24 protein-coding genes are annotated in these 22,230 nt (G+C 68.9%); 19 read left to right on the top strand and 5 right to left on the bottom strand.

The genetic code is table 11. From position 1 onward, the window contains the following. Positions 1 to 5 precede the first annotated feature (5 nt). Positions 6 to 833, bottom strand: coding sequence for a polysaccharide deacetylase (locus Q7W02_19925; protein ID MDO8478419.1), 828 nt, complete (start codon positions 831 to 833; stop codon positions 6 to 8). 139 nt (positions 834 to 972) lie between these two features. On the opposite strand from Q7W02_19925, the gene Q7W02_19920 reads away from it, so the two are divergent. From Q7W02_19920 to Q7W02_19895, 6 genes are all read left to right on the top strand, one after another. Next, positions 973 to 2,349, top strand: coding sequence for a sulfatase-like hydrolase/transferase (locus tag Q7W02_19920; protein MDO8478418.1), 1,377 nt, complete (start codon positions 973 to 975; stop codon positions 2,347 to 2,349). Between the two features lie 79 nt (positions 2,350 to 2,428). After that, positions 2,429 to 2,860, top strand: a complete 432-nt coding sequence (locus tag Q7W02_19915) for a tripartite tricarboxylate transporter TctB family protein (GenBank protein ID MDO8478417.1) — start codon at positions 2,429 to 2,431, stop codon at positions 2,858 to 2,860. After that, positions 2,860 to 4,371: a tripartite tricarboxylate transporter permease gene (locus Q7W02_19910; protein MDO8478416.1), complete on the top strand. Its 1,512-nt coding sequence runs from the start codon at positions 2,860 to 2,862 to the stop codon at positions 4,369 to 4,371. Before Q7W02_19915 ends, Q7W02_19910 begins: the two co-directional genes overlap by 1 nt. A 33-nt stretch (positions 4,372 to 4,404) precedes the next feature. Then, positions 4,405 to 5,388, top strand: coding sequence for a tripartite tricarboxylate transporter substrate binding protein (locus Q7W02_19905; GenBank protein MDO8478415.1), 984 nt, complete (start codon positions 4,405 to 4,407; stop codon positions 5,386 to 5,388). Between the two features lie 9 nt (positions 5,389 to 5,397). Beyond that, positions 5,398 to 6,645 (top strand): aconitase X catalytic domain-containing protein, encoded by a 1,248-nt coding sequence (locus tag Q7W02_19900; protein MDO8478414.1) that lies wholly within the window; start codon positions 5,398 to 5,400, stop codon positions 6,643 to 6,645. Further along, entirely contained in the window at positions 6,642 to 7,067 is a 426-nt protein-coding gene (locus tag Q7W02_19895) for a DUF126 domain-containing protein (GenBank protein ID MDO8478413.1), read from the top strand. The genes Q7W02_19900 and Q7W02_19895 overlap by 4 nt, the downstream gene beginning before the upstream one ends. Here the strand turns inward: Q7W02_19895 and Q7W02_19890 are convergent. Beyond that, on the bottom strand, positions 7,061 to 7,318 hold the full coding sequence (locus tag Q7W02_19890; protein MDO8478412.1) for a hypothetical protein: 258 nt from the start codon (positions 7,316 to 7,318) through the stop codon (positions 7,061 to 7,063). The two genes, Q7W02_19895 and Q7W02_19890, sit on opposite strands and share 7 nt — an antisense overlap. 48 nt (positions 7,319 to 7,366) lie before the next feature. On the opposite strand from Q7W02_19890, the gene Q7W02_19885 reads away from it, so the two are divergent. From Q7W02_19885 to Q7W02_19860, 6 genes are all read left to right on the top strand, one after another. Further along, a complete protein-coding gene (locus Q7W02_19885) occupies positions 7,367 to 8,212 on the top strand; it encodes a hypothetical protein (protein ID MDO8478411.1) in 846 nt (281 codons plus the stop codon). A 5-nt stretch (positions 8,213 to 8,217) separates the two neighbouring features. Next, positions 8,218 to 8,361 carry a hypothetical protein gene (locus Q7W02_19880; GenBank protein ID MDO8478410.1) on the top strand — a complete coding sequence of 48 codons (144 nt, stop codon included), beginning with the start codon at positions 8,218 to 8,220 and terminating at the stop codon, positions 8,359 to 8,361. A 140-nt stretch (positions 8,362 to 8,501) separates the two neighbouring features. Then, on the top strand, positions 8,502 to 9,710 hold the full coding sequence (locus Q7W02_19875) for an amidohydrolase/deacetylase family metallohydrolase (protein ID MDO8478409.1): 1,209 nt from the start codon (positions 8,502 to 8,504) through the stop codon (positions 9,708 to 9,710). A gap of 26 nt (positions 9,711 to 9,736) precedes the next feature. Then, positions 9,737 to 11,320, top strand: coding sequence for a 4-coumarate--CoA ligase family protein (locus Q7W02_19870; GenBank protein ID MDO8478408.1), 1,584 nt, complete (start codon positions 9,737 to 9,739; stop codon positions 11,318 to 11,320). Positions 11,321 to 11,344: 24 nt separating this feature from the next. Further along, on the top strand, positions 11,345 to 12,079 hold the full coding sequence (locus Q7W02_19865) for a thioredoxin family protein (protein MDO8478407.1): 735 nt from the start codon (positions 11,345 to 11,347) through the stop codon (positions 12,077 to 12,079). After that, positions 12,076 to 12,948 (top strand): RNA methyltransferase, encoded by an 873-nt coding sequence (locus Q7W02_19860; GenBank protein ID MDO8478406.1) that lies wholly within the window; start codon positions 12,076 to 12,078, stop codon positions 12,946 to 12,948. Before Q7W02_19865 ends, Q7W02_19860 begins: the two co-directional genes overlap by 4 nt. Positions 12,949 to 12,967: 19 nt before the next feature. Here the strand turns inward: Q7W02_19860 and Q7W02_19855 are convergent, their stop codons facing one another. Beyond that, a complete protein-coding gene (locus Q7W02_19855) occupies positions 12,968 to 14,764 on the bottom strand; it encodes an ABC-F family ATP-binding cassette domain-containing protein (protein ID MDO8478405.1) in 1,797 nt (598 codons plus the stop codon). A 200-nt stretch (positions 14,765 to 14,964) separates the two neighbouring features. Here Q7W02_19855 and Q7W02_19850 point away from each other — a divergent pair, with 200 nt between their 5' ends. Continuing rightward, positions 14,965 to 16,890 carry an alpha/beta hydrolase domain-containing protein gene (locus tag Q7W02_19850; GenBank protein MDO8478404.1) on the top strand — a complete coding sequence of 642 codons (1,926 nt, stop codon included), beginning with the start codon at positions 14,965 to 14,967 and terminating at the stop codon, positions 16,888 to 16,890. 73 nt (positions 16,891 to 16,963) lie between these two features. Beyond that, positions 16,964 to 17,746: an SDR family NAD(P)-dependent oxidoreductase gene (locus Q7W02_19845; GenBank protein ID MDO8478403.1), complete on the top strand. Its 783-nt coding sequence runs from the start codon at positions 16,964 to 16,966 to the stop codon at positions 17,744 to 17,746. 12 nt (positions 17,747 to 17,758) lie between these two features. Here Q7W02_19845 and Q7W02_19840 read toward each other — a convergent pair whose 3' ends face one another. Then, positions 17,759 to 18,334, bottom strand: a complete 576-nt coding sequence (locus tag Q7W02_19840) for a class I SAM-dependent methyltransferase (GenBank protein MDO8478402.1) — start codon at positions 18,332 to 18,334, stop codon at positions 17,759 to 17,761. A gap of 140 nt (positions 18,335 to 18,474) precedes the next feature. On the opposite strand from Q7W02_19840, the gene Q7W02_19835 reads away from it, so the two are divergent. From Q7W02_19835 to Q7W02_19825, 3 genes are read left to right on the top strand one after another with little or no spacing between them, the layout of a single operon-like run. Beyond that, positions 18,475 to 19,134, top strand: a complete 660-nt coding sequence (locus Q7W02_19835; protein ID MDO8478401.1) for a nitroreductase family protein — start codon at positions 18,475 to 18,477, stop codon at positions 19,132 to 19,134. Beyond that, a complete protein-coding gene (locus Q7W02_19830) occupies positions 19,026 to 19,466 on the top strand; it encodes a tetratricopeptide repeat protein (GenBank protein ID MDO8478400.1) in 441 nt (146 codons plus the stop codon). The genes Q7W02_19835 and Q7W02_19830 overlap by 109 nt, the downstream gene beginning before the upstream one ends. 60 nt (positions 19,467 to 19,526) lie before the next feature. Continuing rightward, on the top strand, positions 19,527 to 20,636 hold the full coding sequence (locus Q7W02_19825) for a ResA-like WAxxUGC motif-containing protein (protein MDO8478399.1): 1,110 nt from the start codon (positions 19,527 to 19,529) through the stop codon (positions 20,634 to 20,636). Positions 20,637 to 20,651: 15 nt separating this feature from the next. Here Q7W02_19825 and arfB read toward each other — a convergent pair whose 3' ends face one another. Then, positions 20,652 to 21,083 carry an alternative ribosome rescue aminoacyl-tRNA hydrolase ArfB gene (gene arfB, locus Q7W02_19820; protein ID MDO8478398.1) on the bottom strand — a complete coding sequence of 144 codons (432 nt, stop codon included), beginning with the start codon at positions 21,081 to 21,083 and terminating at the stop codon, positions 20,652 to 20,654. A 72-nt stretch (positions 21,084 to 21,155) separates the two neighbouring features. Here arfB and Q7W02_19815 point away from each other — a divergent pair, with 72 nt between their 5' ends. Further along, positions 21,156 to 21,290 carry a hypothetical protein gene (locus Q7W02_19815; GenBank protein ID MDO8478397.1) on the top strand — a complete coding sequence of 45 codons (135 nt, stop codon included), beginning with the start codon at positions 21,156 to 21,158 and terminating at the stop codon, positions 21,288 to 21,290. Between the two features lie 43 nt (positions 21,291 to 21,333). Continuing rightward, on the top strand, positions 21,334 to 22,215 hold the full coding sequence (locus tag Q7W02_19810; GenBank protein MDO8478396.1) for an alpha/beta hydrolase: 882 nt from the start codon (positions 21,334 to 21,336) through the stop codon (positions 22,213 to 22,215). Positions 22,216 to 22,230: the final 15 nt, after the last annotated feature.

The following is a 22,230-nucleotide window of genomic DNA, read 5'->3' as shown; positions in this document are numbered from 1 at the left end:
TCTCCTCAGGGCTGCTTGGTGGTCCGCCAGTGAGCGGCGATCTCGCCGAGCGGCGCGGTCCAGACGCGCGGCGTGTGTTTCACATGATCGAGCAGCTCCCGCAGGCACGCCAGGCGCGATGGCCTGCCGATGATCTGCGGGTGGAAGGTGAAGTTGGTGACGCCGTGCGCTTCGGTGATGCCGTCGAACTCCGTGATCCATCCCTGGAGCACCGGCCCCGGCGCCTGGATGCTCCGCTGGCCCGTGAACATGAAAAACGGCGCGTCGTCCAGCACCCACGACACGGGGATCTCGACCAGCGCGCGGCCGTGGGCCTCCGGGTGCAGGTACGGCACCAGCCGGTCCATCATGTTCGAGGAGTACTCGAAGCCGTGCTTGGCGACGAGATCGAGCGACTTCGCGGAGAGCTGCCAAGACGGCGCGCGCCAGCCGAGCGGACGGCGCCCCGCGAAGGGCGTCAGCGTCTCGATGCTCTTCTTGAGAATCGCCTCTTCCTGCTTGGGCTCGAGCTCGGAGACGCGCTCGTGCTCGTCACCGTGGCAGCCGATCTCATGCCCCGCCGCCGCGATGGCGCGGACGGCGTCCGCATAGTGCGACGCGACCCACGCGGGGATGAAGAAGGACGCGCGGACGTCGGCCTTCTCCAGCAGCGCCAGGATGCTCGGCAGCGCTTCGATGGGGCCGAAGCGCCCCTGCGACAGCGCGACGGGCTCGTGGATGTCCCGCGCCATCCACAGCGTCTCGGCGTCCATGTCGAAGGTGAAGGCGCAGGCGGCCCGGGTCTCGCCGGGCCACCGGGGTGCCGCGGGGGCCGTCGCTTTGGCGTCTGCCATGGGGCTCAGAGAGTAGCCCAGACCGGGCCCAGGAGCCAGCCCTCTCGGCCTCCGGTTTGACCTGTCCCACGCGATCTGGCAGGATCGGCGCGATGATCGCGGCCGCCGGACTGCTGTTCCCACCAGGAAAGAGACCACTATGGCCAAGAAACCCAATCTGATTGTGATCCTGATCGACGACCTGCGCTTCGACGAAACCAGCGCCTCGGGCCATCCGTACATGAAAACGCCGCACATCGACCGCCTCGCGCACGAGGGTGCGATGTTCGAAAACGCGTTCCACCCCACGCCGCTGTGCTCGCCGAACCGCGCGTCGATCCTGACCGGCCAGTACGCCTCGCGCCACGGCATCATCGACAACGTCGGGCGCGACGTCGCGAGCTATCGTCTGGACAACTACCACATCGCATTGCAGGCGCTCGGCTATGAAACGGCGCACGTCGGCAAATGGCACATGGGCAACGACTCGAGCCCGCGGCCCGGGTACGACCACTGGGTGAGCTTCAAGGGGCAGGGTAAGCTCGTCGACCCGATCCTCTGGGAGAACGGCGGCGAGCACCAGGTCGAGGGCTACATGACCGATATCCTGAATGCGCGCGCGGTCGAGTTCGTGAAAAGGAAAAGGAAACAGCCGTTCGCGCTGTTCTTCGCGCACAAGGCGGTGCACCCGGACCTCGCGCAGAATGCGAGCGGCAGCATCGACGCGAGCAGCATCGGCGGCTACACCCTGCCAGAGCGCCACAGGGACCTCTACAAGGGCATGACCTATCCGAGCCGGCCGAACATGCTGCCGCTCGAGCAGGTGGCGAAGGACAAGCCGGCGCTGAAGATGATGTTCGAGATGCGCGCGGACCCGGTATCGCGCGACATCCTCGCCGCGATGGACGGCGGCACGCAGGAGGAGATACGGAAGCGCGCCGCGATGATGGCCTCGGTGGACGAGGGCGTGGGCGTGCTGCTCGAGGCGCTCGAGCAGACCAGGCAGCTCGACAACACCTGCATCGTCTTCCTCGGCGACAACGGCTTTTTCTTCGGCGAGCACGGGATCACGATTGAGCGCCGCTTCGCCTACGAGGAGGGCATCCGCACCGCGTTCTACGCGCGCTATCCGAAGCGGATCGTTGCGGGCACGAAGCTCGGCCAGATGATCCTGACGATCGACATCGCGCCGACGCTGATCGAGCTCGCCGGCGGCAAGCCCGGCGACACCATTCAGGGCCGCTCGCTGGTGCCGCTGATGAAAGGCAGGACGAAGAAATGGCGCCGGTCCTTCCTGTGCGAGTACTGGAGCGAGGGCGCCTGGCCGTGGATCGTCGGCATGGGCTACAAGGCGGTGCGCACCGAGCGCTGGAAGTACATCCACTGGACCCAGCACCAAGGCATGGCCGAGATGTACGACTTGGAGAAGGACCCCTATGAGCTCCAGAACCTCGCTTTCGATCCCGCTTGCGCGAAGGTGCGCGAGGCGATGAGGAAGGAACTGAGAAAGCTCACGGCCGAGGCCCTGGGCATCTGAATGAACCATCTGAGTGAAAGGGACTGTGCAAGTCATGCCTGAACCCAGGCGCGGCCGGGAAGGCAGGGTGGTGGGAGGGATGCTTGTCCTCCTGGGGATCCTTTCCCTGTGGGAGGGATGGCGGCTCCACGCCCTCAGGACCCAGATGGTAGCCGGCGCCGTCGTGGGGGACGACACCTTCCCGTTTATCGTCGGGGCGGCGCTGGTCCTCCTTGGGGCGAGCATCCTCTTCGTTGCGAAGCCCCCCCGGGTGAAAGTCGCCCGGCCGTCCGGGGAGCCGCGTATGCGAATGATCCTGGGGGCGGGCGTCCTCGCGGCCTACTGGGTCATCGTTCCCTACCTCGGCTACACGGGGAGCACAGCCCTCGTCTCCACGGGGCTCTTCCGCGCGATGGGCGGCTACCGCTGGCCGCAGGCACTCCTGCTCGGGGGCGCGACGACCGGCCTGCTCTACCTCCTGTTCCGGGTGTGGCTTCTCCAGCCTCTCCCGACGGGCCTACTGGGACTCTGATGGACGTCCTGGGCCACCTCGCGAGCGGGTTCGGAGCGGCGCTGTCTCCCACGAATCTGATGATGGCCGCCCTTGGCTCGCTCCTGGGCACGCTGGTCGGCGTTCTGCCGGGGCTCGGCCCGACGGCGGCGATCGCGATCCTCTTCCCGCTGACCACCGTCCTCGCGCCCGCTCCCGCCATCATCATGCTCGCGGGAATCTACTACGGCGCCATGTACGGCGGTTCCACGACCGCCATTCTCCTCAACATCCCGGGCGAGGTGGCGTCGGTCCCGACCTGCCTCGACGGCTACCCAATGGCCCAGCAGGGGCGCGGGGGGGTCGCACTCGGGATCTCCGCCATCGGTTCCTTCTTCGCGGGCACCCTGGGGGTGGTCGCGCTCACCTTCTTCGCGCCGTTCCTCGCGGATCAGGCGCTCAGGTTCGGCCCGCCCGAGTACTTCGGCCTCATGGTTCTCGCCTTCACGGTCATCGCCTCGCTCTCGGGCGGCTCGCTCGTCAAGGGCTTCGCCATGGCGTTCCTCGGCTACTTCATCTCGCTGATCGGGCTGGGGCCGTCCACGGCGGAGCCGCGCTTCACCTTCAACTGGGGGCCGCTCATGGGCGGCGTGGACCTGATCGCCCTCATCGTTGGCCTCTACGCCATCTCCGAGGTCTTCATCGGACTCGAGGAGGAGCGCGTGGCCATCACGCAAAAGATCCGGAATGTCTTCCCGCGCCTCGCCGACCTCCGGGAGGCCTTTCCCGCGATCCTGAGAGGGACGGGCATCGGCTTCTTCTTGGGGCTCCTGCCCGGTTGCGCCCCCGGCGTAACCGTCTTCATGGCCTACGACGTCGAGAAGAAGCTCTCGAAGCATCCCGAGCGCTTCGGCAAGGGCGCCATCGAGGGCGTGGCCTCGCCCGAGTCGGCCAACAACGCAACCTCCTCGGCCGGCTTCATCCCCCTTCTGGCCTTGGGCATCCCCGCCTCGGCGCCGTTGGCCGTTCTGCTCGGCGGGCTCCTCGTGTACGGCCTCCAGCCGGGGCCGCTCCTTTTCCAGAAGAACCCGGAGTTCGTCTGGACCGTCATCGCGAGCCTCTACGTCGGGAACGTGATCCTGCTGATCCTCAACCTCCCCCTGATCGGCATGTGGGTGTGGCTCACGCGGATCCCGTACGGCATCCTGGGGCCCGTGATTCTATTGTTGGCATTTATCGGCGCCTACTCGGTGCGGAACAGCATGTTCGACGTGGGGGTGAGCTTCGTGTGCGGCGCGATCGGTTTCTTTCTTCGGAGGCACCAGTGGCCGCTCGCCCCCATGCTCCTGGCTTTCATCCTGGGCCCGCTCCTCGAGAAGTACCTGATCCAGTCGCTCTCCATGAGCGGCGGGAACCCCCTGATCTTCTTCCAGCGCGGGATCTCCCTCGCGCTGATCGTCGCCGCGGCGCTGTTGCTGCTGACCTCCCTCGCGCTCGTGCGCTACACCCGCCGGCGCGTGAAGGAGGAGACCGCGGAGGAACTGGCGCTCTAGCGCATCTGCCACCTACAAGGAGGAACCGACACCATGACCTGGATTCGCACCGTGATAGTGCTTGTGGCTGCACTCGTGCTCCTGAGCCCCCTGGCCGCCGAGGCGCAGGACTACCCGACCAAGCCCATCGAGATCGTCGTCCCCTTCACCCCCGGCGGGGGAACGGACCTGATCGCCCGCCTCCTCGCCGACTACATGGGGAAGAAGTGGGGGCAGCCGATCCTCGTCGCGAACAAACCCGGTGGCGGCGGGATCATCGGGGCCCGGGCGGCGCTCAAGGACTCCCGCCCCGACGGTTACACGGTCCTCATAGACATCCACACGACCTCTTCGATGCACATCGGCGCGTGGAAGACCCCGCAGCTCACCCTGGCCGACCGGAAGTACGCGGCCCGGATCGTGCGGGACCCGATGGTCTTCGCCGTCAAAGTGGACGCGCAGTGGAAGAGCTTCAAGGAGCTCTCGGACTGGGTGAAGGCTCACCCCGACCAGCTCATCTGGTCCAGTGTCGGACCCTCCGGCCCGTCCCGCTACACGGCCTTCGACTGGTTCACCCAGATCGGCGTGGACCCAAGCAAGACCAGGATGGTCATCACCGAGGGCGCAGCAGACTCGTTGACCAAGCTCGCGGGGGGGCACGTCCTGCTGTCGATCCACTCGGTGGCCGAAGCTCATGCTCTGACGACGGCCGGGAAGATCCGGCTCCTGGCTGTCCTCTCGCCCTCGCGGGTCAAGTACCTCCCCGACGTGCTGACCGCTGAGGAGCAGGGCGTGATGAAGGGGGTACGCGTCCAGTGGTGGGCCGCCGTGGCGTTCCCGTCCGCGACCCCCGACCCCATCGTGAAGAAGTGGGAGTCGGCCATCGCCGAGATGACAAAGGACCCCGCCTTCCTGGCGGGCGCCGACCGGATCAACATGAACATCGATTTCCTGAACGCCGCCGACATGCGCGCCTTCGTGGAGAAGGAGGTCGAGGGCTACACCGACATGGCCGGGAAGATCGGCATCCGCCGGTAGGGCCGACCGGTGCCGCTCCGGCTAACGCCCGAGGAAGACGGGATCCTGGCTGGTCGCTGGGGAGAGCCGGCCGGCCGGGCTCTCGCGATGCAGATGGCCGTGGGCGAGTTCTTCGGCGCCCGCGAGATGGTTCCCGTCGCCTCGGCTCACCTGACGGGCGACTCTGAGTCCATGGGGGACGCCGGCCTGGCCTTCGTCGAGGACTTGGTCCGGCAGGGGGCCCGCTTCGTCGTGCCGACAACCACCAACGCGCGCAACGTGGACTTCGACCTCTACCGGGAGCTGGGCCAGCCCGAGGAGGTGGCGGCGAAGGAGCGGCGGCTCCGCGAACTGGTGGTGGCGATGGGTGGCGTCGCCCTCGATTCCTGCACCAACTACCAAACGATCTGCCAGCCGCTCTTCGGCGAGCACCTGGCGTGGGGGGACACGGGCACGGTCATCTACGCCAACGCAGTGGCCGGGGCCCGCTCCAACTTCGAGGGTGGGCCCGCCTCCTACGGCGCTGCCCTCACCGGGCGGGTGCCGGCCTACGGCATGCACCTGCCCGAGTGCCGGTTTGGGACCCATCTCGTCGAGGTGCGCGACTCGCCGCGAACCGTCAGCGACTGGGGCGCCCTCGGGGTCTTTGTGGGCCGGCAGCTCACGAACTACTGGCTCGTCCCCGTTTTCACCGGGCTTCAGGTCGCCCCCGGCGGCGACGCCTTGAAGCAGCTCGGTGCGACCCTCGCCTCCTACGGGTCGTTGGCCATGTTCCACATCGTGGGCGTGACGCCCGAGGCCCGGACGCTTGAGGAAGCCTTCGGCGGGCGGGCCCCCCGCGCACGGATCGTCGTCGCGCCCGGCGCGCTCGCTTCCATCTACCGGAGCTTTGTCCCGGAAAAGGAAAAGGCCGACCTGGTCGTCTTCGGGACGCCGCATCTCTCCCTCTTCGAGGTGCGTCTCCTGGCCGAGCTACTCCGGGGCAGGCGCGTCCACCGTGACACGATGCTCCTCCTGACCACCAACCAGCCCGTCAAGGCGCTGGCCGACAGCATGGGCTACACGGCCGTCATCGAGGAGGCCGGCGGAAAGATCCTGGCGGGAGCGTGCTACTACATCATGACGCCGCGAGAACTGGCGCGCCGGCACGGGTTCAGGACCATCGTGACCGACTCGGCCAAGCTCGCCAACATCATTCCGGCCTCGGGCTACAACGCGATCTTCCGGCCGACGGCCGACTGCGTGGAGGCGGCGGTCACGGGGAGGATCTCCGCATGAATGCGGCGCCCGTGATCCTGACAGGCCACGCGGGGGTCGGGGAGGTGGTGGAGGGCCTAGCCCTCGTCTCCCCCGACGGCTTCAGCGCCCGCTACGATCTCGACCGTGTCACCGGCCGTATTTCCCGGGAGTCCCACGCTCTCTACGGAGCGTCCATCGCGGGCAAGGTCCTCGTCTGCCCGCTCGCCAAAGGCGGCTTCGCGACCTCGTGGGCGCTGTTCGATCTCCGCTCGCGGGGGCTCGCGCCGGTCGCCATGCTCTTCACCTGGGCCAACCCCGTCATGGTCCAGGGAGCGGTCCTGGCCGGCATCGCCCTCATGGACCAGCTCTCACCCGACCCGATGGAGGCGATCCGGACGGGGGACCGGGTCCGGGTAGATCCGAAGGCCGGCCGCGTGGAAGTCATCAGGAGGGCTCAGTGATGGGATTCGACGGCGAAGTTGGTGACGCCGTGGGTCTCCGGGTGCAGGTACGGCACGAGCCGGTCCATCATGTTCGATGAGTACTCGAAGCCGTGCTTGGCGACGAGATCGAGCGACTTCGCCGAGAGCTGCCAGGACGGCGCGCGCCAGCCGACCGGACGGCGCCCCGTGAAGGGCGTCAGCGTCTCGATGCTCTTCTTGAGGATCGCCTCTTCCTGCTTGGGCCGTAGACTGTATTGCTTCCCAGACACCCTGCAAGGTGCGCCAAGTTCCGCGGTTGCAGATGTATAGTGCCAGCTGTGACGATCGCAATCTCGATTCAGACGTCTACAGCAGTCGTGTTTGCAGCTGACAGCCGGCTGACGACCTACGGTCGTGCCGGGTTCGACACGAACGGGGAGCCGATCGTCGTGCCCCAGACGTATGAGAACGCCACCAAGATAGTGAAGGATCAGTCGAACACCGCGATGGTCGTGGTCACCGGGAGTGCGAGCCTTGGTCGCATCTCGTTTATGGACTACATCGCCTCAAGTACGGTGCCTGGCCATTCTGATTATCAGAAGCATGACGAGGCGATCCGTGGCTTCGCGGAAGACATGGCGAAGATGCGAAACGCTTATTGGGCGGACGTGCAGGTCGAACGCTGGCCAGACACGGTACTCATGCTAGCGGCAGTGTCACCGTCCTCCAGCGAGCCAGTTGTCTGGCGCATCGCTTATCGTGGCCAGGACACCACTGTCGGGCGGATCGACAACCCTGTCTACTTCGAAGGATCGTACCGGAATGTCTTTACACTGTTGTACGGCTACGACTTCAGGCTTGTGACCGCGTTGGCCGACGAACTCAAGGTTGGGGATCAGCCCGTGGGTATCGAGGCGTTGCGGCACACGCTTGGGCAGCTCAAGATACTCAAGCCGATCGAGCAGCTCTCCGTTGGGGTGATGCCCATCCAGGACGCAATGGACTTCGCGTACTTTCTTGCGTCGACCCAAGTTCAGATGGAACGGTTCTTACCTGGTGAGCCGCTTTGCGGGGGCCCGATAGACCTGATGGTCTTGAAGACAGCGCCTGTTCAAGAGATACTCTGGCACCCAGGGAAATTGCTCCACCACCCCGGGGGGCGTAGACTTGCGGATAGGGGGTAGCTGACATGCGTAACGTCGATGAAGATCTTGAGCGCCTCCAGCAGGAACAGGCGGCCCGTCAGGAAGATCTGAAGACAGGCCGTGTGCGGGTGATTCCCCCTGTCCGGGAGAGCGCCGAAGAAAAGGAGAAGCAGCCAGCAAAAGCCTAGGGATCTTGACGCTCACGCACAAGGCCGGCGCTGGTCCCTGCGCCGGCCTTGTTGCTTGTAGAATCTGGGGTCAGGTCTTGCGATCCAACATGCCCACCCGAGCGTGACGTTGGCGGGGAAGACTTCCCGAGAGGACAGACATGTACGATCTCTTGCTGAAGGGTGGGACCGTTGTTGACGCGGCGAGCGGGCTCGACGGTGTCCTTGACGTGGCGATCGGGAATGGGAAGATCGCGCGCATCGCCGCGGGCATCGCTGCCGGCGAGGCGGCGCGGGTGGTTGAGGTCGGGGGCAAGATCGTCACGCCGGGGCTGATCGATTGCCACGCCCATGTGTTCGAGGGCGTCAACCGCACCGGGGTCAATCCCGATCTGGCCGGCGTCTACGCCGGCGTCACCACCATCGTGGACGCCGGGAGCGCGGGGGCGGCCACCTTCGACGCCTTCCCACGTCACATCATCCCGCGGTGTCACACCGAGATCGTGCCGTTTCTCCATATCTGCCAGACGGGGCTTGCCACGAACCCGGACATCATCGCCGAGAGCAGCGTGGACCTCGATGACACGGTGCGGGTGGCCAGCCAGTACAAGGGGCTCATCCGCGGGATCAAGGCGCGCATGGTATCGCCCGCGCTCGAGATCATGGGCATGGAGATGCCAAAGCTGGCCAAGCGGGCGGCGCGCGAAGCCGGCATCAAGCTGATGGTCCACATCGGGGACACGACGAAGCGCTATGACCCGAAGGTGATTCACCCGCTGCTCTCGCTGCTCGAGCCCGGGGACATCCTGACCCACTACTTCACGCCGAACCCCGGCGGTGTCCTCGACGCCAACGGCAAGCTCGTGCCCGAGGCGCGCGAGGCCGCCGACCGCGGCGTCTGGTTCGACACCGCGCACGGCCGGATGAACTTCAGCTTCGACGTCGGCCGCCGGATCATCGACCAGGGCCTCCTTCCGCACTGCATCAGCACCGACCTGACTGTGCCCGGGCGTCTCCAGACGGTGCACAGCATGACCGAGATCATGACGCGCTTCCTCGGCCTCGGCTTCACGCCGGCGCAGGTGGTGGCGATGTCGACCACGAACCCCGCGAAGGCCATCGGCGTCGAGCATCGGCTCGGCCGTCTCGAGGTTGGACGCCAGGCCGACGTCTCGGTCCTCGAGCTCCGGCAGGGCGACTGGATGGTCTACGACATCCTGGGCTCCGGCCTGCGCGTCGAGCGCGCCTTCCTTCCGCATCTCACGGTGAAGCGGGGCACGGTGTTCGCGCCCGACTTCGGGCCGCGCCCGTGGGGCTGGGAGCCCGATCGCGTACTGCCCAAAGGCGCCATCGCCGGGGGCTGCTGCTAGCCGAGACTCACTCCAAGGAGAACCTGATGATTTCGAAGAGCAAGAGTCCCGACGTGCGTATTCCCGACGTGCCGATCACTGACTACGTGCTGCGCCACGCGGCCCGGCTCGGCGACAAGCCGGCGCTGATCGACGGGCCGACCGGCCGCACCCTGACGTACCGCCAGCTCGCGGAGAGCGTCAAGCGGGCGGCCGCCGGGCTCGGCCGGCGCGGGTTCAAGAAGGGCGACGTCTTCGCGATCTACAGCCCCAACCTGCCCGAATACGCGGTGATCTTCCTCGCCGTCGCCTCCGTCGGAGGCATCAACACGACGGCGAATCCCTTGTACACGCCCGATGAGCTGGCGAAGCAGCTGGTGGACTCGAGGGCCCGGTTCCTGGTGACGGTGCCGGCCTTCCTCGACAAGGCGCAGGAGGCCGCGAAGAAGAGCGCGATCGAGGAGGTCTTCGTGTTCGGCACGGCGGAAGGCGCCACGCCCTTCTCCGATCTCCTCCAGGCGGGAGACGAGCCGCCGGCCGTGCGCATCGACCCAAGAGAAGACCTCGTCGTCCTGCCGTATTCGAGTGGGACGACCGGGCTCCCGAAGGGCGTGATGCTGACTCACCGCAACCTGGTGGCGAACCTCTGCCAGGTCGAGGGCATGGAGAACTTCGGAGGGTTTGCCGAAGCCGACGTCACGATCGCGTTCCTGCCTTTCTTCCACATCTACGGCATGGTCGTCATCATGATGCTGGGACTTGCCAGCGGCGGCACCATCGTGTCGATGCCCCGCTTCGACCTCTTGGAGTTCCTCGGCCTCATCCAGAAATACAAGGCGACCATTCTTCCGTTGGTCCCGCCGGTCGTTCTCGGGATGGTGAAGCATCCTGCCGTCGCCCAGTCCGACCTCTCGAGCGTCCGGCTGGTCTTCTCGGGCGCGGCACCGCTCGGCGAGGAGATAGCGCGCGAGCTCGGCCGCAAGCTCAAGTGCCCCGTGGTCCAGGGCTACGGCATGACGGAGGCGAGCCCGGTGACGCACCTGAGCCCGACGAAGAACGCGCCGATGAAGCCGGGGTCTGCCGGGTGCGTCGTGCCGAACACGGAGGTGAAGATCGTCGACATCGTGACCGGCGAGGAAGTGCCACAGGGCAAGGACGGCGAGCTTTTGATCCGCGGGCCGCAGATCATGAAGGGCTACCTCAACCAGCCCGGGGAGACCGCCGCGTGTCTCGACCGCGAAGGCTGGTACCACACCGGTGACGTCGGCTACGTGGACGACGACGGGTTCTTCTTCATCGTGGACCGAACCAAGGAGCTCATCAAGTACAAGGGGCTCCAGGTTGCCCCCGCCGAGCTCGAGGCGCTGCTGGTGACGCATCCCGCGGTGCTGGACGCGGCGGTGGTGCGGAAGGCCGACGAGGAGGCGGGCGAAGTGCCCAAGGCCTTCATCGTGCTGAAGGCGGACGAAGCCTCGCGCGCGACCCCGGCTGACGCCATCATGGGCTGGGTGGCCGAGCGCGTCGCCCCCCACAAGCGCATCCGGCACCTCGAGTTCATCGACCAGATCCCGAAATCGGCGTCCGGCAAGATCCTCCGCCGGGTGCTCATGGACAAAGACAAGGCGCGGTAGATCACCACCCCAAGGAGCGTGCACGTGGCCAAGAGTGTCGTCACTCCCAAGCGGTTCGCCAAGGGTATGACCTTCGATGAGTACGTCAGGTACGCCGGCAGCGCCGAGAACCTCGCCCGCGAGGCCTTTGGCAGCTATTTTCCCGACGGCGGAGCCCGCGGCGCGCCGCGCAAGGACAACAGCGCGGTGCTCCGCGAGCGCTATGCCAAGGCGCGCTTCAGCGACGAGCAGGCGGCCGCCATCAAGTGGCTTGTCGCGCAGCCCAACGGGCCGGCGAAGATCCTCGTGATCTCCGAGGACTGGTCGTCGGATTGCCGCCGCGACGTGCCCGTGCTCGCGCGGCTCGCCGAGGCGGGCGGGATGGAGCTGCGCATCTTCAACCGCGACGGAAAGAAAGTGCTGGGGACGCGGCGTCCTGATCCCGCCGCCGCGCCCGACGCGAACTACGACATCATGCTCGAGTTCATGAACAAGAAGAACGGCGGGGAGTGGGCGTCGGTGCCGGTCGCGGTGGTCTACACGAAGGATTTCCAGGAGCTCTGTCGCTACATCGAGTACCCGGCCATCTACAACAAGGACCGCATCCGCGGGCGCCAGCAGGCGGCGCGGCCCGGTGAGACGCCCGCGCAGGCGAAGGAGCGCGGCATGCGGGAGTTCGGGGCCCTGCAGGCATCGCCCTTCTTCGACCTGTGGGCGTCCGCGGCGATCGGGGAAATCATCAGCGCGCTGCACGAGAGGCTGGTGGTCGGGGAGAAGTGAGCGGCGCGCCGAGCGTCGAGACCATCGAGGACCCCGAGGACCCGCGCCTCGCGGACTACCGCGAGATCCGCGACGCGGAGCGGCGGCGGCGCGACGGCACGTTCATTGCCGAGGGGCGCCAGGTGGTGCGCCGCCTTCTCAGCGCGGGGCGCTACCGCGTGCGCTCGGCGCTGGTGACGCCGCCCGCGCTCCACGCGCTCGGCGAGGCGCTCGCCGCCGCGGGGGCCCCGACCTACCTGGTCCGTCAGGACATCGTGGAGGCCGTGGTTGGCATGGAGTTCCATCACGGCTGTCTCGCCGCCGGCGAGCGCGGCGCCGAGCCCACGGCGGAAGCCGTCCTCGCCGAGGCGCTTCGCCCGCGGCTCGTCGTCCTGGAGGGGCTTGGCGACTCGAGCAACGTCGGCGCGCTCTTCCGCAATGCGCTGGCCTTCGGCGTCGGCGCCGTGTTCCTCGCCCCCGGCACCGCCGACCCGCTCTACCGCAAGGCCATCCGCGTCTCGTCGGGCGCGACCGTGGCCCTGCCCTTCGCGCGGCTTGCCGACTGGCCGCGCGACCTCGAGCGGCTGCGCGACGCCGGCTACACGGTGTTGGCGCTGACGCCCCGGGCGGAGGCCGTGGACATCGGTGAGCTGGGCAACGGGGGCGAGCTGGGCGCCGGGCGCCCGCTGCCCGCGCGGGTGGCCTTGCTCCTCGGCACGGAAGGCCGCGGGCTCAGCGCGGAAGCTCTCGCGGCGGCCGACCTGCAGGTCCGCATCCCGATGGCGCCCGAGATGGACTCGCTCAACGTGGCGGCCGCCGGAGCTGTCGCGCTCCACTGGCTGAGCCGTCTCGAGTCCAATGCATCAGCCGCACGTAGGCGACGAAAGTGAGAGGGCGCCGCCGGTCTCGTCAGGCCTGCTTGGCTTCCAGCTCCGCCCAGCGGGTGTAGAGCCGGGCGACCTCGGTGCGAGCGGCCTCGAGGGCCGCGTAGCGGGCCTGTAGCGCCGCCGGGTCGGCGGCGACCCCCGGGTCTTCCGCGGCCTGGCGGCACGCCTCGGCCGCGGTCTCCGCGTCGAGGACGGCCCGCTCCATGCTCTCCCACTCGCGCTGCTCGAGGTATCCGAGGCGCTTCGTCCGCGGGCGCGGCGCCAGCGCGGGCGGCGCACCGGCCTGGGCGCGCGGCGACGGCGAGCGCGCGCCGCGGGCGGCTTCCCACTGCGCGTAGTCGGCGTAGGTCTCGGCGCCGCCCTCGCCGTCGAGCGCCAGGATCACGGTGGACACGCGGTCGAGCATGAACCGGTCGTGGGTGACGAGCACGAGGCCGCCGTCGAACTCCGCGAGGCTCTCCTCGAGGACCTCGAGTGTCGGGATGTCGAGGTCGTTCGTCGGCTCGTCCAGGATCAGCAGGTCGGCGGGCTCGCACATCACGCGCGCGATGAGGATCCGGGCCTGCTCGCCGCCCGACAGGCGGCCGACGGGCATTTCGAGCTGCTCGGAGCGGAAGAGAAAACGCTTGGCCCACGAGGCGACGTGGACGCTCCGGCTCTTCCAGGTGACGGCGTCGCCGTCGGGCGCCAGCGCGCGGCGCAGCGATTGCCCGGGGTCGAGGCCCGCCCTGTGCTGCTCGAAGCGGACGAGGCGGAGGCCGTCGGCGCGCTCGATGACGCCGGCATCCGGGGCGAGCGTGCCCGCGAGCAGGTTCAGCAGCGTCGTCTTGCCGCTGCCGTTCGGGCCCATGAGTCCGACGCGCGTGCCGGGCGTGAGGGTGAGGTCGAGATCGCGGATGAGCGACCGGCCGCCGAGCGATTTGGACAGTCCGCGCACGGCGATGAGCCGGCGTGTCCGGCGCTGCGAGGAGGTGATGTCGATCCCCGCGGTGCCGGCGGCGGCGCGCGCCCGGACGTCGCCGAGCTCCGCGATGAGCCGGCCCGCCTCCTTGATGCGCCCCTTCGCCTTGGTGGAGCGCGCCTTGGCGCCCCGGCGGAGCCACTCGATCTCGCGCCGGACGATGTTGGCGAGCGATTCCTCATAGGCGGCCTGCCCACGCAGAAAGTCGTCCCGGCGGGCGAGGAAGTCGCTGTACCGCCCGTCTGTCTGGAAGAGGCCGGCAGGATAGGCGCGGTTCAGCTCCAGCATGCGCGTGGCCACGTGCTCCAGAAAGTACCGGTCGTGGCTGACGACGACGACGGCGCGGACGCGCTCGGCGAGGACGTCCTCGAGCCAGAGGATGCCTTCCACGTCGAGGTGGTTGGTGGGCTCGTCCATCAGCAGCACGTCGGGGGCGGCAGCCAGCGCGCGCGCGATCGCGAGGCGCTTCTTCCAGCCGCCGGACAGCGCGTCGACCTCCGCGCGCCCGTCGGCGAAGCCGGCGCGGCCCAGTGCCTGCGCGATGCGGCCCGGCCGCTCGCCCTCGTCCACCCCTGTCAGGGCCAGGGCGATGACTTCCTCGACGGTGACGCCCGGCGGAAGGACCGGGTCCTGGGGCACGTAGCCGACGCGCACGCCGCCGCGCACGGAGCGCGTGCCGCGGTCGGCCGGCTCCAGCCCTGCCAGGATCTTGAGGAGAGTGGACTTGCCTGAGCCATTGGGACCCACGAGACCGGCCTGGTCGCCTTCGAAGAGCCCGAATGACAGCTCTTCGAAGAGCGACCGGGTCCCGTAGGCCTTGCTGACCGCCTCACAGCTGAGGAGCAGCGACCGGGTCATCCGGCGCTACTTCTTCTTCTTCGGCTTCTTCTTTTCCTTCTTCATGCCCGTGCCCTTCGCCATGCGCTCACCCCCCTCCGTTGGGTGATTATACCGCGTGCTTTCCGTTTCCGGCTCCCGCGCGTCGCTTGACGGGGCAGGGTGCGACAGATCACTATCGTGCCCCATGGGGAACCAGGGTGAATCGCCGAGGAGGGCCGATGCCTGTCACGCGCTTTGAGATGACCCAGCGGCGTCCGCTCGCCGGCGGACGCGCGTTCGGCGACGCGGGCCGCTACGAGGAGCTGACGGGCAGGCTCCACCTCGCGGTCGATCCTCAGCACGCGGCGAATCGCGCCATCACCGACGTGGCGCTGGCGCCGCGGGATGCGGCCGGGCGCGTCGCCTTCGCGGCCGACGTGTCGATCCTGCTGCCTGTCGATCGCGCGCGGATGAGCGGCAGGTTCCTCGTGGACGTCGTGAACCGCGGCAACACGGTCGCCGTCCCGAACTTCAACCACGCCACGCGCCCGGCGGCAGGACCAGGCGGCGACCCGCATCCGCCTGTCGACGCCGGCGACGGCTGGCTCATGCGGCGCGGCTGGGCCGTCGTCTCATGCGGCTGGCAGTGCGACCTTCCGCCAGGGCTGCCCGGCCTCCTGCGGCTCGAGGCTCCAGAGGCGTTCGGCCCCGACGGCCGGCGGCTCACCGGGCGCGTCTACGTCCAGATCCAGGCGCCGGTGGATGTGGCCGATTTTCTACTCTCGGACCGCGGCCACGATGCATACGAAGCCGCGGATCTCGACGAGCCCGGCGCCGTCCTCGTGGTACGCGACCAGCCCGACGGCCCGCCCGAGGCCATCGCGCGCTCAAAGTGGCGCTTCGCCCGCGTGGAGGGCGAGCGCGTCATCCCCGACGCCCGCCATATCTATCTGGCCGGCGGCTTCGCCAAGGGCCGGATCTACCAGCTCGCGTACACCGCCGTCGGCCCCCGCGTGCTCGGCCTCGGGATGGCGGCGCTGCGCGACTGCGCCGCGTGGCTCAAGCACGGGAGCGCAGCCGAGGGCAACCCCGCGCCGGGCGCGCTTCGTCACGGCTACGCGTACGGCCGCTCGCAGACAGGGCGCCTCCTGCGCACGATGATCCATCACGATCTCAACGTTGACGAGGCGGGCCGGCGCGCGCTCGACGGCATCATCGCCAACGTGGCCGGCGGGATGCTCGGCGAGTTCAACGACCGCTTCGGACAGAACTCGAAAGACCGGCCGGCGATGATGGACCACTTCGAGCCGTTCCAAGTGGAGCCGCGGGGCGGCCTCAAGGTCTTCTACACGAACACCTCGTTCGAGTACCACCGCGGCGACGCCTCGCTGATCCACACCGATCCCGCGGGCACGCGCGATGTCGAGCACGGTTCCGACGTGCGCGTCTACCACTTTGCCGGCACCGAGCACGGCCTCGGCGTGTGGCCGCCCGCGGACGCGCAGGCCGTCGCCGCGGATCCGCGCGGATGGACCGAGCGCTCGCAGCACCTCCGCGGCGTCGTGAACTACGGCCGGCTCCTCCGCGCGTGCCTCGTGAACCTCGACCGGTGGGTGACGGAGGGTGTCCCGCCGCCGCCCGGCCGTCATCCGCGGGTCAGCGACGGCACCGCCGTCGATCCCGCGACGCTTGGCGGGGTGTTCGGGCGGATCCCCGGCGCCCGCTATCCCGGCCACTGCGCGCGGGCGCAGCGCCAGGACTTCTCGACGCTGCCGCCGCGACCGGGCCCCGCCTTCGGCACCCGAGTGAGCGCGGTGGATGACGACGGCAACGAGCGCGCGGGCATCGCCGTGCCCGAGCTCAGCGTGCCGCTGGCCACGCATACCGGCTGGAACCTCCGCCATCCCGACAGCGGCGGCGCGGAGCAGCTCCTCTACTTCGCCGGCGCGACGCTGCCCTTCGCGGCGACGCGCGCCGAGCGCGAGGCGGCCGGCGATCCGCGCCTTTCAATCGCCGAGCGCTACCGCTCGCGCGAGGACTACCTGGCCCGCGTGGGCGCGGCCGCGCGAGCGCTCGCCGCCGAAGGCTACCTCCTCGAGGAAGACGTCGAGATCTCGCTCGCGTTCGCGGCACGGATGTGGGACGCATGGGCCCCGAAGGCCTGAGCGGCATCAAACCGCCACCACGCAGCTGACATCAACCGAAGGCAATGGGACTGAAGGCAAGGGAGGCAGCGACATGGGTCTGCTCGACGGAAAGGTAGCCATCATCACCGGCGCGTCCAAGGGAATCGGGCGCGCCTTGAGCCTGCGCTTCGCCCGCGAAGGCGCGGCCGTGGTCTGCGCGGCGCGCTCAGCCGACCTCGTGAAGGAGACGGCGGCGCAGGTGAAGGGCGCGGGCGGCCGCGCGATCGCCGTGGTGTGCGACGCTTCGCACGAGGACGAGGTCCGCCGTTTGGTGGCCGCGGGCGTGAAGGAGTTCGGCAAGATCGACACCCTCGTCAACAACGCGGGCGACGGCGGCGTGACCAAGCCGGTGCAGGACTACTCGATGGAGGACTGGCGCTATACCATCGACTCCTGCCTCACCAGCTCGTATCTCTGCACGCGCTTCGTCGTACCCGAGATGATCAAGGCCGGCGGCGGTGCGATCGTGAACATTTCTTCCGGCGCCGGCCGCCGCGGATTACCCTATCGCATCGGCTACTGCTCGGCCAAGGCGGGCCAGGTCGGCATGACGTTCGGCATGGCCCTCGAGTTGGCGCCGCACAATATCCGCGTCAACTGCGTCGCCCCCGGCGCCGTGGAGGGCGACCGCATCGACCGCGTCATAGCCGGCCAGGCCCAGGTGCGCGGCATCTCCGTGGACCAGATGCGGGCCGCCATGATCGAGCGGTCGCCGCTCAAGCGCATGGTTACGGCGGACGACATCGTGGACGCGACGGTCTTCTTCTGCAGCGACATGACGCGCAGCGTGTCGGGCCAGGTCCTCGCCGTCAACGCGGGCGAGCCGGCCGGGTGAGCCCGGCGCCGCTCAGCGCGCGCGGCGCAGGACGAGGAAGTACTGGTGCGGCAGGAGCGGGCGATCGGCCACCAGCCGCAGCCCCGCGCGGCGCGCATCGCGCAGGAAGCGCGCGCGGGGGATGCGGCGCTTCGGCGGCGGGCCGAACTCCGTCTCTTCGTCCCAGTTGATGTTCACGACGCGGGCGTTCTTCGGCAGCGCCGCGACCAGCCGGCGCAGGAACGCGACGCGCCCGCGCATGTGGTGGTAGACGTTGATGAGCACCGCCACGTCACAGCGGCCGCGCGGCAGGAGCGGGTCGTCGTCGCGGCCCAGCACCGGCGTGACGTTGCGCACGCCCATGCGCGCCATGCGACGGCGCAGCACGTTGAGCACCGCCGCCTCGGGATCGACCGCGTAGACGTGACCGGATGGGCCCACCGCGCGCGCCAGCCGCGGGGTGAAGTAGCCCGGGCCCGAGCCGATCTCCGCCACGACCTGCCCGCGGCGCAGCCCGAGCGCCCGCACGAGGACGGCGGGCTTCTGCCACGTCGCCCGGCGCGGGTTCAGTTGTCGGCGCAGCGCGGCGGCCAGCTCTTTCGGCGTCATAGATCTCCTCGCGTGAATGTCGGCAGAATGGAACGGGTGGCCCTATTGGGCACACGCCGGGACGCGCCGTCAAGCGACCTCTCCCCGGCCGTGGTATCGTTCCTGTGCGGTCCAACCCAACGCTCGGCTGGAGGCACATGATGGAGCTCTACGACGTGATGCGCGCCACCTTCGCCGCGCGCGAGTTCACGGGCGATCCGTTGCCCGATGAAGCGCTCGGCAAGATCCTCGACAACGCCCGCTTCGCTCCCAGCGGCGGCAATCGGCAGGGCTGGCGCGTCGTCGTCGTCCGCGACCCCGCCACGAAGCGCGTGCTGGCGGACCTGAGCGGCTTCGCCGCCAAGCGCTATGCCGCCCAGGTGAAGAACGGCGAGAGCCCCTGGAACACCATCGACCCGCCGGGCGTGGACGCCGCCACCATCGAGCGCACGCCTCCGCCGCCGCACCTGACGGAACCCATCGCGAAAGCGCCCGTCGTGCTGGTCATCTGCGTCGATCTCAAGGTCGTCGCCTCGATGGACCAGGACCTCGAGCGCATCGGCATCGTGAGCGGCGCGTCGATCTACCCGTTCGCGTGGAACGTCCTGCTGGCTGCGCGCCACGAGGGCTTCGGAGGCACCATCACCACGCTCGCCGCCGCCCAGGAGCCGAAGGTCCAGGCGCTCCTCGGCATCCCGAAGCACGTCGCCGTGTGCGCGGTCATGCCGCTCGGCCGGCCCGTCCGCACGTTGACGAAGCTCAAGCGCAAGCCGGTCGCCGAGTTCGCGATGCGCGAGCGCTGGGGCGGACCGTCGCAGTGACCATGGCTGAGCGCGATCGGATCGCCGAGTTCAAGGAGGTGGCCGAGCTGATGCCGGACGATCCGGTCGTCCGGTTCGGCCTGGCGGCTGCGTACCTCGAGGCCGGCCAAGCCGAGAGCGCGATCGCCGAGTATGAGGAAACGATCCGGCTCAAGCCCGACTACTCCGCCGCGCATCGCGGGCTCGGCCGGGCGCTGGAGCGGGCCGGACGACGCGAGGAAGCCCTGGCGGCGTACCGGAAGGGGCTCGAGGTGGCGGCGCGGACCGGCGACCTCCAGACCAAGAAAGAGATCGAGGTGTTCGTCCATCGCCTGGAGACGCCGGGCGGTTGAAGGGACGGAGCACTCGGCCAAGAGGCCGCGTGCGTGTGACTACGAAGACCGGAGGATCCGATGAGCGTGACCATTCTGTACAAAGAGCGGCCGCCGTATACGGCCGCGGCCACTGCGGAGGGCGGGGACCTGTGGGTGCCGGCAAGCGAGCTGCCGGCGGCCACCGGCTGGGAGCTTCGGTCCGAAGGCGCGTGTCGCGGCGACGTGTGCGTGCCCATTCCCCGGGGCCGGGAAGCGGCGTTCCTGCGTGAGCGCCCCGCGCGTTTCAATCTCGCCGCGCTGGCACGGCTGCTCTCGGAGCCCGTGGTCCACGACGACGCGCACGGCGTATGGTTCTTCGGCGAAAGCGCCGCCGCCCGCCGCACGGAGATGCAGTCGCTCCGAGCGCCCGATTTCACGCTGCCGGATCTCGAGGGCCGTCCGCACGCGCTGGCAGACTATCGCGGCAAGAAGGTCTTCCTCGTGTTCTGGGCGTCCTGGTGAGGGTGCCGCTTCGACCTGCCCGTGTGGCAGGCGCTCTACGACGAGCTGCGGGCGCGAAACTTCATCGTCATCTCGGTCGCGCTCGACAGCGGCGGGCCCGCGAAGACCGAGCAGTGGGTCCGCGCCGCGAAGGCGACCTATCCGTGCCTGATCGATGAGCGCCACGTGACAGCCGAGCTGTACGGCGTCGTGAACGTGTCCTCGGCCGTGTGGATCGACGAAGCCGGGCGGATCGTGAGGCCGACGGAGACGGCGGGCACGAGCGACGCGTTCCGTACGGAGCTGGACCGCACCACCAAGCAGATGAGCGCTCCAGGCATGGCCGAGCGCGAGCGCGTGCGCGGGGCGTATCTCAATGCGCTGCGCGATTGGGCCGTCACCGGGCCCGCGAGCCCGTACGCGCTGCCTGAGGCCGCGGCGCGCCGGCGCCTGCCGCTGCCGTCTGAGGAGCACGCGCTCGCGGCGGCCAACTTCCGCTTGGGACAATACCTCCACGCGAGCGGACACGCGCAGGCGGCGGCGCCATACCTGGCGGAGGCGCGCCGGCTGCATCCCGAGAGCTGGAGCTACCGGCGGCAGACCTGGGAGCTGGAGGAGCCGGGTAAGGCGGGTGGTGCTGCGTTCTGGGCTGCCGTGGACGCGTTGGGCGATCGCCCGTACTATCCGCCGACGCTACTGGAGCCGTAGAGAAGGAGCGCGCGCTCAGTCGGCGTCGCCCGGCCGGGCTCGCCAGCGCTTCACGGCTCCGCGCAATTTCTTCCCGGCGAGCCGCCGTCGCCGCGCGCCGGCCGTCGGCGCCGTGTGCACGCGCCGGCGCGGCGGGATGAGCGCGGCCCGGATCAGGTCCGCGACCCGGGCGCGGGCATCCTCGAGGTTGCGCGCCTGGTTGCGGGTCGCCTGGCTCGTGATCACCAGCCGGCCGTCGGCGTCCAGCCGGTGGCCCGCCAGCACGCGCAGCCGTGCGCGGGCGGCATCGGAGAGTCCTTCGACGCCCGCCAGGTCCACGCGCAGGTCGATCTTGGTCGCGACCTTGTTCACGTTCTGGCCGCCCGGCCCCGAGGCCCGCACGGCGTGGACCGTCAGCGCCGATGACGGAACGCGCACCGTCTCCGTAACCACGATCGCCTCGCTCATGCCGCCATTGTAGCGGAGGCCCCGGGGCCCGGTGGTTTGACCCGTCTCTGCCGGTCTGGCACCATCTGCGCCATGGTACTGCCCCTGTCCGAGTTCCTCCTCGCTTCGTTCGCCGCCTTCTTCGTCACCATCAACCCGATCCAGGCGGCCGCCATCTTCGCCGTCCTGGGAGGGGTGTTCTGCACGACGTGCGGGAGCCGGCTGTAGCCGGTTTCGGAGTACCCTGCTCCAGGGGGATCGAGCCGACGCGATGACCGACAGCATGCCGGGACCGACTTCACACACGTACTTTTCTCAGCGCCTGCGGCTGCACTACGTGGACTGGGGCAACGCCGGCAAGCCTCCGCTGCTCCTGCTCCACGGCGGGCGCGACCACTGCCGGAACTGGGACTGGACCGCCGCGGCGCTCAGGAACGACTGGCACATCATCGCGCCGGACCTGCGCGGGCATGGCGACAGCCAGTGGTCCCCCGACGGCACCTATACGCCGGCCGGCTACATCTACGACCTGGCTCAGCTCATCCACCAGCAGCGGCTGGCCCCGGTCACGATCATCGCCCATTCCCTCGGTGGGAACATCGCGCTCCGCTACGCCGGCATCTATCCCGACACGGTGGCGAGGCTGGCGGCCATCGAGGGGCTCGGCCCGCCGCCCCGCATACTCGCGGACCGCGGCGCCAAGCCCATTGCCGAGCGCATGGACGACTGGATCCGCGAGCAGCGCGGCCTCGCCGGTCGGATGCCCAGGCGCTACGCGTCGATCGAGGACGCCTTCAGCCGCATGCAGGAGGAGAATCCGCATCTCTCCGCCGAGCAGGCGCGGCACCTGACCGCCCAGGGCGTCAACCAGAACGAGGACGGCACCTACAGCTGGAAGTTCGACAACTACGTGCGCGCCTGGCCCCCCTACGATATGTCCAGTCACGACATCAAAGACCTGTGGGCGCGGATCGACAGTCCGACCCTTCTCCTGTACGGGAAGGAGAGCCAATCCGGCAACCCGGCCGAGGACGGCCGCGCCGCGCCGTTTCGCGACGCCACCGTCGTCGGCATCGACAAGGCGGGGCATTGGCTGCACCATGACCGCCTGGACGAGTTCCTCCGGATCATCCGCGAGTTCCTCAAGGACTGACCAAAAGGAGCGGTG

The sequence above is a fragment of the Candidatus Rokuibacteriota bacterium genome (assembly GCA_030647435.1).
In the GTDB taxonomy this organism is placed as follows: domain Bacteria; phylum Methylomirabilota; class Methylomirabilia; order Rokubacteriales; family CSP1-6; genus AR37.
The sequence above is the reverse complement of the archived record's forward strand: the minus strand, read 5'-3'. Positions and strand labels throughout refer to the sequence as shown.

What these genes read in the sequence shown, in the direction of transcription:
- Q7W02_19925 (MDO8478419.1), bottom strand. Translation starts at nt 833, where the DNA reads ATGGCAGACGCCAAAGCGACGGCCCCCGCGGCACCCCGGTGGCCCGGC.
- Q7W02_19920 (MDO8478418.1), top strand. Translation starts at nt 973, where the DNA reads ATGGCCAAGAAACCCAATCTGATTGTGATCCTGATCGACGACCTGCGC.
- Q7W02_19915 (MDO8478417.1), top strand. Translation starts at nt 2,429, where the DNA reads ATGCTTGTCCTCCTGGGGATCCTTTCCCTGTGGGAGGGATGGCGGCTC.
- Q7W02_19910 (MDO8478416.1), top strand. Translation starts at nt 2,860, where the DNA reads ATGGACGTCCTGGGCCACCTCGCGAGCGGGTTCGGAGCGGCGCTGTCT.
- Q7W02_19905 (MDO8478415.1), top strand. Translation starts at nt 4,405, where the DNA reads ATGACCTGGATTCGCACCGTGATAGTGCTTGTGGCTGCACTCGTGCTC.
- Q7W02_19895 (MDO8478413.1), top strand. Translation starts at nt 6,642, where the DNA reads ATGAATGCGGCGCCCGTGATCCTGACAGGCCACGCGGGGGTCGGGGAG.
- Q7W02_19880 (MDO8478410.1), top strand. Translation starts at nt 8,218, where the DNA reads ATGCGTAACGTCGATGAAGATCTTGAGCGCCTCCAGCAGGAACAGGCG.
- Q7W02_19875 (MDO8478409.1), top strand. Translation starts at nt 8,502, where the DNA reads ATGTACGATCTCTTGCTGAAGGGTGGGACCGTTGTTGACGCGGCGAGC.
- Q7W02_19870 (MDO8478408.1), top strand. Translation starts at nt 9,737, where the DNA reads ATGATTTCGAAGAGCAAGAGTCCCGACGTGCGTATTCCCGACGTGCCG.
- Q7W02_19855 (MDO8478405.1), bottom strand. Translation starts at nt 14,764, where the DNA reads ATGACCCGGTCGCTGCTCCTCAGCTGTGAGGCGGTCAGCAAGGCCTAC.
- Q7W02_19850 (MDO8478404.1), top strand. Translation starts at nt 14,965, where the DNA reads ATGCCTGTCACGCGCTTTGAGATGACCCAGCGGCGTCCGCTCGCCGGC.
- Q7W02_19845 (MDO8478403.1), top strand. Translation starts at nt 16,964, where the DNA reads ATGGGTCTGCTCGACGGAAAGGTAGCCATCATCACCGGCGCGTCCAAG.
- Q7W02_19840 (MDO8478402.1), bottom strand. Translation starts at nt 18,334, where the DNA reads ATGACGCCGAAAGAGCTGGCCGCCGCGCTGCGCCGACAACTGAACCCG.
- Q7W02_19835 (MDO8478401.1), top strand. Translation starts at nt 18,475, where the DNA reads ATGGAGCTCTACGACGTGATGCGCGCCACCTTCGCCGCGCGCGAGTTC.
- arfB (MDO8478398.1), bottom strand. Translation starts at nt 21,083, where the DNA reads ATGAGCGAGGCGATCGTGGTTACGGAGACGGTGCGCGTTCCGTCATCG.
- Q7W02_19815 (MDO8478397.1), top strand. Translation starts at nt 21,156, where the DNA reads ATGGTACTGCCCCTGTCCGAGTTCCTCCTCGCTTCGTTCGCCGCCTTC.
- Q7W02_19810 (MDO8478396.1), top strand. Translation starts at nt 21,334, where the DNA reads ATGACCGACAGCATGCCGGGACCGACTTCACACACGTACTTTTCTCAG.